The organism is Streptomyces sp. NPDC002787 (assembly GCF_053592095.1).
On record NZ_JBSFVC010000017.1, the window covers coordinates 199,065 to 213,229 of the forward strand.

11 protein-coding genes are annotated in these 14,165 nt (G+C 72.9%); 5 read left to right on the top strand and 6 right to left on the bottom strand.

Annotated features, from left to right (window positions below; translation table 11 throughout):
* Position 1 precedes the first annotated feature (1 nt).
* The 5 genes from ACWD26_RS24720 to ACWD26_RS24740 all read left to right on the top strand — a co-directional run bounded on the left by ACWD26_RS24720 (position 2) and on the right by ACWD26_RS24740 (position 6,044).
* Complete coding sequence (locus ACWD26_RS24720) at positions 2-961, top strand: ABC transporter permease (RefSeq protein WP_451273488.1); 960 nt, start codon at positions 2-4, stop codon at positions 959-961.
* A 45-nt stretch (positions 962-1,006) separates the two neighbouring features.
* Complete coding sequence (locus ACWD26_RS24725) at positions 1,007-2,986, top strand: dipeptide/oligopeptide/nickel ABC transporter permease/ATP-binding protein (protein ID WP_451273490.1); 1,980 nt, start codon at positions 1,007-1,009, stop codon at positions 2,984-2,986.
* The gene (locus ACWD26_RS24730) at positions 2,983-4,068 is read left to right on the top strand and encodes an oligopeptide/dipeptide ABC transporter ATP-binding protein (RefSeq protein ID WP_451273492.1); all 1,086 of its coding nucleotides are present in this window, start codon (positions 2,983-2,985) and stop codon (positions 4,066-4,068) included. Before ACWD26_RS24725 ends, ACWD26_RS24730 begins: the two co-directional genes overlap by 4 nt.
* Positions 4,069-4,085: 17 nt before the next feature.
* The gene (locus tag ACWD26_RS24735; RefSeq protein ID WP_451273494.1) at positions 4,086-5,021 is read left to right on the top strand and encodes a dihydrodipicolinate synthase family protein; all 936 of its coding nucleotides are present in this window, start codon (positions 4,086-4,088) and stop codon (positions 5,019-5,021) included.
* Positions 5,022-5,159: 138 nt separating this feature from the next.
* A complete protein-coding gene (locus ACWD26_RS24740) occupies positions 5,160-6,044 on the top strand; it encodes an alpha/beta fold hydrolase (RefSeq protein WP_451273496.1) in 885 nt (294 codons plus the stop codon).
* On the opposite strand, the gene ACWD26_RS24745 is transcribed toward ACWD26_RS24740, so the two are convergent.
* The 6 genes from ACWD26_RS24745 to ACWD26_RS24770 form a co-directional block, all read right to left on the bottom strand.
* The gene (locus ACWD26_RS24745; protein WP_451273498.1) at positions 6,041-7,258 is read right to left on the bottom strand and encodes a sialidase family protein; all 1,218 of its coding nucleotides are present in this window, start codon (positions 7,256-7,258) and stop codon (positions 6,041-6,043) included. The two genes, ACWD26_RS24740 and ACWD26_RS24745, sit on opposite strands and share 4 nt — an antisense overlap.
* 106 nt (positions 7,259-7,364) lie before the next feature.
* A complete protein-coding gene (locus tag ACWD26_RS24750; RefSeq protein WP_451273500.1) occupies positions 7,365-8,045 on the bottom strand; it encodes a response regulator in 681 nt (226 codons plus the stop codon).
* Positions 8,042-9,379 (bottom strand): sensor histidine kinase, encoded by a 1,338-nt coding sequence (locus ACWD26_RS24755; RefSeq protein ID WP_451273502.1) that lies wholly within the window; start codon positions 9,377-9,379, stop codon positions 8,042-8,044. Before ACWD26_RS24755 ends, ACWD26_RS24750 begins: the two co-directional genes overlap by 4 nt.
* A 64-nt stretch (positions 9,380-9,443) precedes the next feature.
* Complete coding sequence (locus ACWD26_RS24760; protein ID WP_451273504.1) at positions 9,444-11,546, bottom strand: MMPL family transporter; 2,103 nt, start codon at positions 11,544-11,546, stop codon at positions 9,444-9,446.
* 125 nt (positions 11,547-11,671) lie between these two features.
* Complete coding sequence (locus tag ACWD26_RS24765; protein WP_451273506.1) at positions 11,672-13,045, bottom strand: cytochrome P450; 1,374 nt, start codon at positions 13,043-13,045, stop codon at positions 11,672-11,674.
* A 208-nt stretch (positions 13,046-13,253) separates the two neighbouring features.
* A complete protein-coding gene (locus ACWD26_RS24770; protein ID WP_451273508.1) occupies positions 13,254-13,985 on the bottom strand; it encodes a TerB family tellurite resistance protein in 732 nt (243 codons plus the stop codon).
* Positions 13,986-14,165: the final 180 nt, after the last annotated feature.

Genomic DNA, 14,165 nt, shown 5'->3' on the forward strand with positions numbered 1-14,165 from the left:
CGTGGTCGCCGTCCTGCGCATTCTGATGCGGCGGGTCGCTCTGCTCGTCCCGCTGATGCTCGGAATCGTGCTGTTCGTCTTCATCGTGATGCGGTTCTCGGATGTCGACCCGGCGTCGGCGTTCTTCCAGGGAGCCAATCCGACACCGGAGCAGTTGCACGACTTCCGGGAGGAGAACGGGCTGCTGGACCCCCTGCCCGTGCGCTACGTCGGGTTCGTGGGCGATCTGCTGCACGGGGACATGGGGATCAGCGCGCTCACCCGGGCGCCCGTCGTCGATCAGGTCATGACCGCGCTGCCGCTCACCCTCCAGCTCACCTTCCTGGGGCTGGGCATCGCGGTCGTGCTGGCACTGCTCGGCGGGGTGACCGCGGCGATCTACCGGGACCGGCTGCCGGACCAGATCATCCGGGTGGTGTCGTTGACCGGGGTGGCGGCGCCGGGGTTCTGGCTGGCGTTGCTGATGATCCAGTACCTGGCGGTGGACCTGGGGTGGTTCCCGACGGGCGGGTACGTGAATCCGGCGGACTCCTTCACCGGCTGGCTGAAGACGATGACCTTGCCCGCGTTCGCGCTGTCGCTGCCGGTGGCGGCGCAGCTGACACGGATCGTGCGGACGTCGGTGGTGGAGGAGCTCGACAAGGACTACGTACGGACGGCGATCGGGAGCGGGCTGCCGCCACGGGTCGTCGTGGGCCGGAACGTGCTGCGGAACGCGCTGATCAATCCGCTGACCGTGCTGGGGCTGCGCGTCGGTTATCTGCTCGGCGGCGCGGTCGTCATCGAGACGATCTTCTCGCTGCCGGGGATGGGCAAGCTGATGATCGACGCCGTGAAGAACGGCGATCCGGCGGTCGTCCAGGGTGTCGTCCTGACCACGGCCGCGGGGTTCGTGGTCGTGAACCTCGTCATCGACGTCCTCTATCTGCTGGTGAACCCGCGTCTGAGGGATGCGAGCTGATGCCCTGATGCTCGAACGGGAGCTGATGCCCTGATGTTCGGCCTGATGGTGACCACGCGCAGACGCCTGACTCAGGCCCTGTCCCGGCCCGGCGTGCGGCTGCGCTCCTGGCGCAGGCTGCCGCCGCTGTCCCGGATCGCGGTCTGCTTCCTGGCGGTCGTGGTCCTCACCGCCCTGCTCGCCCCGTGGCTCGCCCCGCACGACCCGCTCGACCAGCAGGCCCTGGTCGGCGGCACCGGCGCGCCCTCCGCCGAGCACTGGATGGGACAGGACAGCCTCGGCCGGGACATCCTGAGCCGGCTGATGTACGGGGCGCGCTGGTCGCTCGCGATCGGCCTCGGCGCGACCGGGCTGGCACTGGTCGTGGGGGCGGTCGTCGGAGCCGTGGCCGCGACCTCCCGCAAGGCGGTCGACGAGACGCTGATGCGCTGCCTGGACGTCGTCATGGCGTTCCCCGGGATCGCGCTGGCCGCCGTCCTCGTGGCCGTCTTCGGCGGCGGGATCACCGTCCTGATCTGCGCGATCGCGTTCCTGTTCACCCCGCCGGTCGCCAGGGTCGTGCGGGCCAACGTCCTCGACCAGTACGGCGAGGACTATGTGACCGCCGAGCGGGTCCTGGGAGCCCGCACCCCGCACATCGTGATCCGGCACGTGGCCGTCAACTGCGCCGCGCCGGTGCTCGTGTTCTGCACGGTCCAGGTCGCCGAGGCCATCGTCTTCGAGGCGTCGCTGTCCTTCATCGGCGCGGGCGTACGGCCGCCGGACCCGTCGTGGGGCAGTGTCATCGCGGACGGCAAGAACATGGTGCTGACCGGCGGCTGGTGGGCGACCGTCTTCCCGGGCCTGCTGATGCTGGTCACGGTGCTGTCCCTGAACATCCTCTCCGAGGGTGTCTCCGACGCGTGGGCCGCGCCGGTCGCCCGGGATGTGGAGCCGCGTGAGGAGGAGGACCGGCTGGAGGCTCCCAAGGCGGGCGGGGGCGAGGTCACCGAGCTGCCGGGACTGACCGAAGCGGCCGTACGGCTGCGCTCCCGGGCCCGTCCCCTCCCCGTAGGCCGACCGGTGCTGTCCGTCGAGAACCTGGCGATCGGCTTCGACAAGCGCCACCGGGGCGTGGACATCGTCGACGGCATCAGCTTCGACGTCCGGCCCGGTGAAGTGCTGGGCCTGGTCGGCGAGTCGGGCTGCGGCAAGTCGCTGACCGCGCTGACGGTGATGGGCCTGGAACCGAAGGGCGCCCGCGTACGCGGACACGTGCGCTTCGACCAGCGGCAGTTGGTGGGCGAGCCGATGCGCGTACGCCGCCGTCTGCTCGGGCACGAGATGGCGATGGTCTACCAGGACGCCCTGTCCTCCCTGAACCCGGCGATGACGATCCGCGCCCAGCTGAAGCAGGTCGTACGCCGGGGCGGCAAGCGCCCGGCACCCGAGCTGCTGCGTCTGGTCGGCCTCGACCCCGAACGCACCCTGCGCAGCTATCCGCACGAACTCTCCGGCGGCCAGCGCCAGCGCGTCCTCATCGCGATGGCCCTGTCCCGCGACCCCAGGCTGATCGTGGCCGACGAGCCGACGACGGCGCTCGACGTGACGGTGCAGGCGCAGATCATCGAGCTGCTGCTGCGGCTGCGCGAGGAGCTGGGCTTCGCGCTGATCCTCGTCTCGCACGACCTGGCCCTGGTCGCGGACGTCACCGACCGGGTGGTCGTGATGTACGGCGGGCAGATCGTCGAGACGGGCGTCACGGCGGACCTGGTCGAGCGGCCCGCGCACCACTACACGCGCGGCCTGCTGGGCAGTGTCCTGTCCCTGGAGTCGGCGGCCGAACGGATGACGCAGATCAAGGGCGTCGTCCCCTCCCCCGCCGACTTCCCGGCCGGCTGCCGCTTCGCCGACCGCTGCCCCCGCGCGAGCGACCTCTGCCGTACGACGGCCCCGGCCCTGCTGGGCCCCCCTACGCACACGGCGGCCTGCCACCACCCGGCGGAGGACCTCATGGACAGCACGGAAGGCCAGGTGGCCCGGTGAACGCGCTCGTGGAGGTCTCGGGCGCCCATGTCGTCCACGGGGCGCGCAGCGGCGGGGTGTTCACCCGGGACCGGGTGTACGCCCTGACCGGCGCCGATCTGGTGATCGCGCCCGGTGAGACGGTCGGCGTGGTGGGCGAGTCGGGGTGCGGCAAGTCGACGCTGGCGAAGGTGCTGGTGGGCGTGGACCGGCCGACGGCCGGCACGGTCTCCTTCCGGGGGCGTGACCTGTGGTCCATGTCGCCGGCCGAGCGCCGGGTGGCCGTCGGCAGCGGCACGGGCATGATCTTCCAGGACCCGTCCACGGCCCTGAACCGCCGTCTGACGATCCGCCAGATCCTGCGCGACCCCCTCGATGTGCACAGGCGCGGCACCCCGGCCGAACGGGAGGACCGCGTCCGGGAGCTGATGTCCCTGGTCGGTCTGCCGACGGCGCTCGCGGACGGACTGCCGGGCCAGCTGTCGGGCGGACAGCGCCAACGGGTCGCGATCGCCCGGGCGTTGGCTCTCGACCCGGAGTTGGTGGTGGCGGACGAGCCGACGAGCGCGCTGGACGTCTCGGTCCGCGCCCAGATCCTCAACCTCCTCCTGGACCTCAGGGAACGCCTGGGCCTGGCGCTGGTCTTCGTCTCGCACGACATCCAGACGGTACGGCGGATGAGCGACCGGGTGATCACCATGTATCTGGGCCGGATCGTGGAGGAGACCCCGGCGGCCCTGGTCACCGACCGCGCCCGGCACCCGTACACCCGCGCGCTGTTCTCGGCGACGCCCGGACTGCTGGACCCGATCGACCCGATCCCGCTGGTGGGCCCCGTCCCGTCGGCCGTCCGGCCGCCGAGCGGCTGCCCGTTCCGTACGCGCTGCTGGAAGGCGGACGACGTCTGCGCCGAGATCATGCCGGACTTCGCGGCCGCGTCGCACCCCGGACACCGCTTCCGCTGCCACCATCCTGTGCAGGAGACGGAGTCGACGCGCGACCTGGTCGCCCAGGCGGTGTCCGGGGCCGCGTCCGGGTCCGTCTCCTCGGCGACCGCCACGGCAGTGGAGGGCGGTACCGAGCGAGCCGTACGCGACAGCTAGCACCCAAGGGAGCCGCCATGACCGTCCCCGCCCCGCTGACCGGTGTCATCCCGCCCGTCTGCACGCCCCTGACACCGGACCGCGAGGTGGACGTCCCCTCACTCGTCCGGCTGGTCGACCATCTCGTGACGGGCGGCGTGGACGCGCTGTTCGTGCTCGGTACGACGTCGGAGGCGGCGTACCTGACGGACGCGCGGCGGCGGCAGGTCGTGGAGACGGTGGCCGGTCATGTCGCCGGACAGCTCCCCGTCCTCGCGGGGGTGATCGACATGAGCACACCGCGCGTCCTGGACCACGTCCGCTCGGTGACGGCCGCCGGGGCCGAGGCCGTCGTGGCCACCGCGCCCTTCTACTCGCGCACCCACCCGGTGGAGATCGCCCGCCACTACCGCCTGCTCGCCGCCGGCTCCCCCGTCCCGGTCTTCGCCTACGACATCCCGGCCACCGTGCACACCAAGCTGCCCGCCGAGGTGGTCCTGGAGCTGGCGGCGGACGGCGTCATCGCCGGCCTGAAGGACTCCAGCGGCGACCTGGCCGGCTTCCGCACGGTCGTGACGGGCGCCCGCGCCGACGCCGCCCTCACCGGCTTCACCACCCTCACCGGCTCCGAACTCGTCATCGACTCCGCCCTCGCGCTGGGCGCCTCCGGCGCCGTCCCCGGCCTCGCCAACGTCGACCCCGCCGGCTACGTCCACCTCGACCGCCTCTGCCGCGCCGGGGACTGGGACCGGGCCCGAGCCGAACAGGAGCGCCTGTGCGCCCTCTTCGGCATCGTGGGTGTCGGCGACCCGTCCCGCATGGGCACCGGCTCGTCCGCGCTCGGTGCCTTCAAGGCGGCCCTCCACCTGCGCGGAATCATCGACTGCCCGGCCACGGCGGAACCGCAGGTGCCGCTGTCGGAGGCGGAGGTCGAGCGCGTCGGCAAGTACCTGGCGGCGGCGGGCCTGCTCTAGCCAGCCGCACCGCACACACGGCTTCGGGGCGCGGCCCAGCCTGCCCGCCGACATCGCGCCGCCGAGCCCGCCATGAATGCGATACGATACGTCTCGTCTCATCAGCCGACAGGCCCCGACAGGCGAGGAGCGCACGGCATGGAACGCTCAGTGAACGCGGCACCCGGCATACATCTGTGGGTGGAGGAGCGCGGCCCCGCCGACGCACCCCCTCTCCTGCTGATCATGGGCGCCCAGGCATCGGGTCTGGCCTGGCCGGACGGACTCGTGGACGCGCTCGCCACCCGCCACCGCGTCATCCGCTACGACCACCGCGACACCGGCCGCTCCACCTGGTCGTTCGACGAGGACCCGTATCCCGTCACCGAACTGGCGGAGGACGCCGTCAGGGTGCTGGACCACCTCGGCATCGAACGCGCCCACGTCGTCGGCATGTCCCTGGGCGGCATGCTCGCCCAGCTCCTCGTCGCCGACCGTCCCGACCGGCTCCTCAGCGCCACGCTGATCGGCACGAGCGCGCTCAGCACCGCCCCGTACGTCCATCCGGACGGCACCCGGACCCCACCCGAGGACCTGCCGGGCATCGCCCCGGAACTGCTGGAGATGTGGGCCCGCCCCGTGGAGGACCTGGGGCTGGAGGCCGAACTGGAGCGGAGAGTCGAGCACTGGCGGGTCCTGGGCGGCGATCGGATCCCCTTCGACGCGGACTACGCCCGCGCCCTCGAACGGGACATCATCGAGCACACCGGCCACCACACCGCGAGCACCGCCCACGCCCGGGCCGACCCCTCCGGCATGGACCGCACCGAACAGCTCGCCCGGACCGCCGTCCCCACCCTGGTCATCTCCGCCCCGGCCGAGCCCGTCGCCCCGCCGCCCCATGCCCAGCACCTGGCCCAGGTCGTCCGAGGCGCACACGTCGTCGAGATCCCCGGCATGGGCCACGCCCTCCCGCCCGAGGTCCAGGGGCCCCTCGCCGAGGCGATCCTGCACCACACGTCCGCGACGTCTGCAGGGTCCTAGCCCAGCGGACCCGACAGCGGCAGGCGGCGGAACTCGATCGTCTCGTACGGGCCCGTCGCGCCGGTCTCGTAAAGGAGCCCGACGTGCGTGCGTCCGAGGAGGACGAGGTCGGAGTAGGCGGCGGGTCGTGACGAGAGCGTCGTGGACCTGGTGAAGGTGCGGCCCGCGTCATCGCTGCGCCGGACGGACATCGACCGGCGCACGGTGGGGTCGGAGGGGCCGGAGAACAGGAGGGGGCCGCCGGAGGGAAGCTGGAGGACCGAGCCCTGGACCACGGGGACGTCGGACAGGGTGGGCTGGACGGTGTACGGGCGGTCGAGCGACTCGGCGCCGTCGCCGGAGTAGGCGTCCAGACGGTTGCCGGCGCTCGTACCGTGCTGGTCCCGCGCGCTGAAGTACAGCCGCCCGTCGGGGAGTTCGGCCGCGACGTTCTCGTTGGCGTTGTCGATCCCGTCGTACGAGTCGTCGACGAAGCCCAGCCGCCAGGTCGCGCCCCCGTCGTCGGAGTGGATCGCGTGGGCGCCGTAGTACCGGGGCTCCTGCCCCGAGTCCGCCGAGTCCGCCGGGGGTGCGGCCGAGTGGTTGGAGGGAACGACCAGGCGGCCCGCGTGCGGTCCCCGGGTGAGGGCGACCGCGTGGCCCGGGCCGGTCGCGTACCAGCGCCAGCCCGGGAGTTTCACGTCCGCCGTGATGTCCCTGGGGGCGCTGAAGCGGCGGCCGTCGTCCTTGCTCGTCTGCACGAAGACGCGACGGCTCTGCTCGGCGGTCACCTCGCCCCGCATGATCTGCCCCTCGGTGACCGTGCCGCCGTTGTACGACGTGACGAGGACGATCCGGCCGGTCCTCGGGTCGACCACGGGCGCCGGGTTGCCCCGCGTGTCCCCCTTCCCGGCGGCCACCACCTTCAGCGGCCCCCAGTTGCAGCCGCCGTCGCCCGACCGTCTGAGGACGACGTCGATGTTGCCCGTGTCACCGGCCCCGTCGCGCCGGCCCTCCGCGAAGGCCAGCACGGTGCCCGCGCGGGTGGTGATCGCGGCGGGGACGCGGTACGTGTCGTAGCCGCCCTGACCGGAGACGTACGGCACGGAGGAGACACAACCCCGGGCGGGGAGGCCCGGGGCGGCCTCGGCGGTGGTGGCCGTGGTGATCGCGGCGGTGATCAGTCCCGTCGCGGCGAGCAGAGCGGTGGCCGTACGGCGGCTTCTGACGGACAAGGCGGCTCCCCCGGACACGGGATGTCGGATGTCGGATGTCCGGTGAACCTAATGTTTCCCCTGTGGCCCGGCAACAGCAGTGGGCCGAACGGACAGTGACGAGCCGTCAGGCCTCCCCCGGCGTCACCATCCCCGACTCGTAGGCCACGATCACCAGCTGGGCCCGGTCACGGGCGCCCAGCTTGCCCATGATGCGGCTGACATGGGTCTTGGCGGTCAGCGGGCTGAGGCCCAGGGTGTCGGCGATCTCGGTGTTGTTCAGGCCGCGGGCGACGAGCGTGAGGACCTCCTTCTCCCGGTCGGAGAGACACTCGGGGCCGCCGTCGGGCAGGGCGGCCGGCGCGGCGGGGCCGCGCAGCAGACGGGCGATGAGACGGGCCGTGGGGCCCGGGGCGAGAAGGGCGTCGCCGGCGGCCACCGTGCGGATGGCGTCGAGGAGTTCAGCCGGCCGCATGTCCTTCACGAGGAAGCCGGAGGCGCCGGCCCGCAGGGCCTCCACCACGTGCTCGTCGGTGTCATACGTGGTGAGGACCAGGACCCGTACGCCCGCGAGGTCCTCGTCCGCCGCGATGAGCCGGGTCGCCTCGATGCCGTCCAGGTCGGGCATGCGCAGGTCCATGACGACGAGGTCCGCCCGCGCCGTACGCGCCAGCTCCACCGCCTCCCGGCCCGTCCCCGCCTGCCCCACCACCTCCATGTCCCGCGCCGACTCCACGAGCATGGCGAAGGCGGCGCGGACGAGGGTCTGGTCGTCGGCGAGGAGTACGCGGATGGTGCGGTCGGTCATCGGGCCGCTCCTCCCGGCGTCTGCCCGGCGACAGAGACAGTGACCTCGGCGCCAACCTCGGCACCGGCACCGGCACCGGCGGCAGCATGCGGCTCGCCGGCATCGCTCACCTCCCGCTCGCCGACCCCGACCAGCGGCAGCACCGCCTCCACCTCGAAGCCGCCCTCCGCCCGTGGCCCCGCCTCCAGCGTGCCGCCGACGCTGCGGGCCCGCTCACGCATGCCGAGGATCCCGAAGCCAGAGCCTCCTGAAGACGTTCCCACCGCTCCCCCCACCCCGTCGTCCCTCACCCTCACCCGCAGCGCCCCTCCCCCTCCCCGCAGCTCCACCCGTATCGCCACGTCCGCTCCCCCGTGCCGTACGGCGTTGGTCAGTGCCTCCTGCACGATCCGGTAGGCGGCGGCGCCCACCCCCGACGGCACCCCGTCGGCCGCGACCGTGACCTCGACGCGGGCCCCCGCCGTGCGGGCCGCGTCGGCGAGGTCGGCGAGGCCGTCGAGGCCCGGCAGGGGGCCACGGGAGCCGGCACCGGCGTACTCGGACTCGCGCAACACCTCCAGCGTGCCGCGCAGTTCGCCACGGGCGGTGCGGCAGGTCTCGGCGATGTCGTCGAGGGCCTCGGCGACGGCGGCGCGGTCGAGGCGGTCGGGGTCGGCGGCGAGGACGTGCGCGGCCACGGAGGTCTGCACGCCGATGAGCGTGATGCTGTGGGCGAGCAGATCGTGCAGGTCGCGGGCGATGCGCAGCCGCTCCTCGGCGACCCGCCGCCGCGCCTCCTCCTCGCGGGTCCGTTCGGCGCGCTCGGCGCGTTGGACGACGGAGGCGACGTACTGGCGGTGGACCCGGACGTATCCGCCGAAGACGAGGACGGAGACGATCCAGCCCGAGATCCGCAGGAACTCCGGGATCTGGTGCGGAGTGAACAGCGCGTTGATGGCCAGGGTGAGGCCCACGACGGCGGCGCCGTTGAGCAGCGTGCGACGGGCCGTGCCGCTCACCGCGACCGTGTAGAGCGCCAGCATGGCCGGGGCGACGGCGGCCGGATGGTTGTTGTCGAGCGCGTGGTACGGGGCGACGCAGGCCACCAGCACCCAGAGCGCGAGCACGGGCCGGCGCCGGCGCCAGACCAGCGGCACATGGGCTGCGAGGAGGAGCGCGAAGCCGAGCGTGTCGGGCACGCGCCCGTCCCCCGTGATGACCACGGCGGTCACGCAGTCGAGGACGGCCAGGGCGGCGGCGATGTACGCGTCGTACCGCAGGGCGTCGGCCCGGGTCGCCGTCCGCAGCCGTTCGACGAGTCCCGGTCCGAACCTCGTGCTCGTGGTTGCCGTCACGGGCTCATCCTCCGTCAGGAGGGCACCCTTCCGGGAGGGAAGGGCGCCCCTGTGGTGGTCGTGGCTACCGGCCAACCGCCACGCGCTCCCGGTCCGTCGCCTCACCCGGGGGCGGCCCCACCCGGTCCGCCGGCTCCCGCGAGAGCCGTCCCGGCCACCACACCTTGTGCCGCAGCGCCACGCTCGCGCTGGTCACCAGGTACGTACGGACGAGGAAGGTGTCGAGGAGCACGCCGACGGCGATGACGAAGCCCAGTTCGACGAGCTGGACGAGCCCCATGTTCAGCAGCACGGCGAAGGTCGCGGCCAGGACGAGCCCGGCGGAGGCGATGACCCCGCCCGTGGTGCGCAGCGCGGTGAGCGCGGCGGCGGCCGGTTCGGCGCCGGCGAGGGACTCCTCGCGCATCCGGTGCATGAGGAAGATGCCGTAGTCGACACCGAGGGCGACGAGGAAGACGAAGGAGAGCAGCCCGAGCCCCGGATCGGTCCCCTCGAACCCGAACACCGGCCCGAAGACCAGTCCGCCGATGCCGAGCGAGGCCGCCCACACCGCGACGACGGCGACGACGAGCAGCAGCGGCGCGACCAGGCTCCGCAGCAGCGCGACCAGGATGAGCAGCACGGACACGAGCACGATCGGTACGACGACGAGCCGGTCCCGGGCGTTGGTGTCCAACAGGTCGAGCTGCTCGGCGCTGGGTCCGCCGATGTAGGACTCCGGCAGCCGGTCCCGCAGCGACTTGATGGTGGCGGTCTCGGCCGCCGACTGGGGCGCGCTCTTCGCGACGACGGAGATCTCGGTCCACCCGTCACCGCTACGGCCGCGTTCGACCGCGGCGACTCCCGCGTGCCCCTCGATCTCGGCGACCGTGGCGGCGGCCCGCCCGGTCGGCGTGATCACCGAGATGGGCTGGGTGCTCTGTCCGGGGAAGGCCTTGGCCAAGGTCTCCATGGCCGCGACCGACTCGGGCCTGTCGACGAAGGAGTCCTCCTGCTTGAGCGATCCGGGCAGGTTCAGCGTGCCGAGGGCGAGCGCGCCCAGCAGGACGGCCCCGCCCGCCAGCACGGTCAGCGGGCGCCGCCCGGCGGACGACCCCATCGCCGAGAACAGGCTCCGCCGCTGCTTGGGCTCACTCCCGTACGCCGGTACGAGCGGCCAGAACACCCTCCGCCCCAGGAGTACGAGGAGCGCCGGCAGCAGGGTGAGCATGGCGAGGAGGGCGCACAGGACGCCCACTGTGCCGAGCGGTCCCATTCCCCGGCTGCTGTTCAGGTCGGCGGCCAGCAGACACAGCAACCCGGCGGCGACGGTCCCGGAGGAGGCGAGCACGGCGGGCCCGCACCCGCGCAGTGCGACCCTCATCGCCTCGTACGGCCGCTCGATGCGCCGGAGCTCCTCGCGGTACCGGGAGACGAGCAACAGCGCGTAGTCCGTCCCCGCCCCGAAGACCAGGATCGTCATCACGCCCGAGCTCTGCCCCGACACGGTCGTCCCGAAGGCCTGGTTCAGCCCGTACGCGACCCCCATCGACAGGAGGTCCGCGATCCCGGCGACGACGAGCGGCACCAGCCACAGCACCGGACTCCGGTAGATGATGATCAGCAGTACGGCGACGACCGCGACGGTGGTGTACAGCAGCGGCCCGCCGAGCGACTCATAGACCTTGCCCGCGTCGGTGGCGAGGGCTCCCGGCCCACCCACCTCGACCGTCAGCCCTCCCCCGCCGTGGGCGACGTCGCGCACCCGCTCGACGAACGCGTCCCGCAGCTTCTCGTCGGTCCCGGGCCCGTTGCTCGCGACCGGATACATGAGGGTGTCCCCGTCCTCCGACGGCACCCCCTCCGGCTCCGCGACCAGCCGGTCCCGCTCTGCGATCCCCGCCACCTGCGCGTCGGCTGCGGCCCGGTCGGCGGCGGTCAGCCCGCCCTCCCGGTGGTACACGAGCACCAGTTCGGTCGTCTCACCTCCCGGCAACCGGTCCTGGATCTTCGCGACCTGAGTCGAGTCCGCGCTCGCCGGGAGATAGTCCACCGCCCGGTCGTTCTGCACCTCGGACAGTTTCGCCGCGAACGGCGCGACCACCGCGAGCAACACCACCCACAGCCCGAGCACCAGCCAGGGCACCGCTCGCCGACGCGTACGCACGTGTGTCTCTCCGGGCCCCATGCCGGGGTCCCCCCTCCTTCGACGGGTGTCTGTGGACGTTCACCAGACTCCCGGCGAAGGAGGGCCGATTCGTCGCGCGTGAGGGCGAGTTGAGCCGTACTGCCCGGGGCGGCACGGGGGCCGTACTACTCCCCGGGGAGTACGCCCGCCTCGGCGGAGGGGGCCCGGTCCGTCCGGCGGTCGAGGATCACCCGTGCGCCCTGCGGCCGCATGGTCATCCGCAGCAGCGGCTCGGGGTCGGTGCCCGGCTGTGGCCGTACCCGCCAGTCGCGGAGGATCACCGCGAGGGCCACCTGTGCCTCGGCGAGCCCGAACGTGTCGCCGATGCACCTGCGGGTGCCGGCGCCGAAGGGGATGAACGCCTCGCGGTGGCGGCGTTCGATCCGGTCCTCGGTCCAGCGGTCGGGGTCGAACCGCTCGGGCTCGGCGAAGACGGCCGGGTCCCGGTGGAGGGCGTAGGGGCTGAAGAGCAGTCCCGCGCCGGCGGGGAGGGGGTGGCCGCCCAGTTCGGTGTCGACGAGGGCGACACGGCTGAGCAGCCAGACGGGCGGGTGCAGGCGCAGCGACTCGTTGATCACGCGCTTCATGAAGGTCAGCCGGGACAGGTCCTGGAGGGTGACGGGCCGGTCGCCGAGCACCTCGTCGAGTTCGGCCTCCACCCGCTCGTACTCCCGGGGGTGGACGCTCAGCAGGTGCAGGGTCCAGGACAGCAGTGACGCCATGGTCTCGGTGCCGCCGATGAAGAACGTGATGACCTGGTCGAACACCTCCTGCTCGGTGTGGGCGTCCGGGCGGTCGGGGGGCACGAGGGCCGACATCAGGTCGTGGTGGTCGGTGGGGTCGCTCATCCGCCGCCGGACCATCGCGGCGACCGCCTCGCGCGTCTCGCGGGAGGCCCGTGCGTAGCGCAGGTTCTCGGGAGTCGGCAGGCGGTTGCTGCCGGGCACCATCATGTGGGTCGCCAGGGCGGAGAGCATCTCCGGCACATTGCGCTGGACGGCCTCGACGGCCTGCCGGTCCTCGGGGGCGAGGAAGAGGGTCCGGGCGAGGACGGCGACGGCGAAGCGCTTCATCTCGTTGTACGGCTCGACGATCTGCCCGGGCTGCCACGCCGAGGTCACTTCGCGGGCGCAGTCGTGGAACCGCTCGGTGTGGTGGGGCAGGTGCCGGCGGGCGAAGACCGGCCGCAGTGTGGCGCGCATCGGGCGGTGGGCTCCGGCCAGGGAGGTGGAGAGGCCGTTGCCCACGAGCTGGGCGGCCTGGTCGAAGAAGGGTCCGCCCTTGTCGAATTCGACCCCGTTGCCCGCGACCAGCATCCGCTGGACGAGCTCGGGCGCGTTGACCACGTGGACCGGTGTGCGCCCCAGACGGATCCGGACGACCGGCCCGAGGGCGCGCACCTCTTCGAGGAAACCCAGCCGGTCGCGGGCCAGCCGGCCCGCGTGGCCGATGAGCGGGAGCGCTCCTGGAGCGGAGGGTGCCATGGCGGTCTTCGTCACCGGGGACCTCGCAGTGCGTGGGGGGATGTCTCTGGCGACGATCCCCACGACCGCGTGGCCCATACGGCGCACACGACGGCGCTCGAAGCACATGCGTGGCGACGAAGGGCGCGCGGAAATGAGTGCGCCGGTGTGAGTGGGACACGCGTTGGTGCGACTCAGGAGTCAGCGCGAGGTACGCACGGGTGAGGAGGGGTGACGGTGGCGGTCACGACGGGGTGCGCGCTGTCGCCAGCAACCGCGTCACGTCGTCCGCGCAGATCGTCAGGGCCGCCCCCACCGTGGCCAGCACGTCCCGTTCCGCGGGGGTGTACGGCCCGTCGGCCAGGGCGATCCGCGCGCCCTGGAGCAGGATCGCCTCGCGGCCGGTCGGGGCGAGGTGCGGTGCCAGCGGGTCCAGGGCCTCGTGGAGCTCTATGGCCAGACCGGGGCCGCAGGGCTCCCCGAAGACGCGGCCCGTGTCGGCGGCGAGGGCCTCGACCAGGGCGCCGAGCTGGTCCTCGGTGCAGTCGGCGAAGCCGGCCGAGCGGACGGCGCAGGCGGCGACGGTCAGCGCCGGGCGTGTACAGGTGCCGTCCGTCGCCAGGACGGCGAGGGCGACCGTGTGGACGGCGTCGCGGAGCATCGCCGAGAAGCGGGTGGTGGTGGGGTGGTCGAGCACGTCCGTGGCGTAGTGGTGGCGGCAGGCCGCGCATTCCACCACGGGGCCGGTCTCACCGCGCGGCAGGACGGGGACGCCGAGGAGCGTGAAGCGGCGGCGGCCGGTGAGGCGCTGGTAGTTGCGGTCGCCTCCGCAGCCGGGGCAGAAGAACTCGCCGTCACCGACGCCGGTCCACGCGATCCGGGTGCCCGCCACCCGCGAGAAGCCGGTGGCACGGCTGGTGTGCCCGACGCGGGCGAGCGCGGTGGCACGGCCGATCGGGTCCCGTCCTGGCAGCACGTCGCACCTCCGTAACTCCCCCACACACGGCCCCTTGGGCGCGGGAGGTGCCCCCTCGGCCACATCGCCGCGCTTGCGTGATGTTAGCCACATCCATGAGGCGTAGTCAGTACTCCGGACGAGGCCTACCCGGGACCCGCACAGGGTTTGGCCGGTAAACGACGGGCCCCGTCCGCCGGA

Excerpts from the sequence above, each read along its gene's own strand:
- ACWD26_RS24725 (WP_451273490.1), top strand. The coding sequence starts at position 1,007 with ATGGTGACCACGCGCAGACGCCTGACTCAGGCCCTGTCCCGGCCCGGC.
- ACWD26_RS24750 (WP_451273500.1), bottom strand. The coding sequence starts at position 8,045 with ATGACCGACCGCACCATCCGCGTACTCCTCGCCGACGACCAGACCCTC.
- ACWD26_RS24740 (WP_451273496.1), top strand. The coding sequence starts at position 5,160 with ATGGAACGCTCAGTGAACGCGGCACCCGGCATACATCTGTGGGTGGAG.
- ACWD26_RS24735 (WP_451273494.1), top strand. The coding sequence starts at position 4,086 with ATGACCGTCCCCGCCCCGCTGACCGGTGTCATCCCGCCCGTCTGCACG.
- ACWD26_RS24760 (WP_451273504.1), bottom strand. The coding sequence starts at position 11,546 with ATGGGGCCCGGAGAGACACACGTGCGTACGCGTCGGCGAGCGGTGCCC.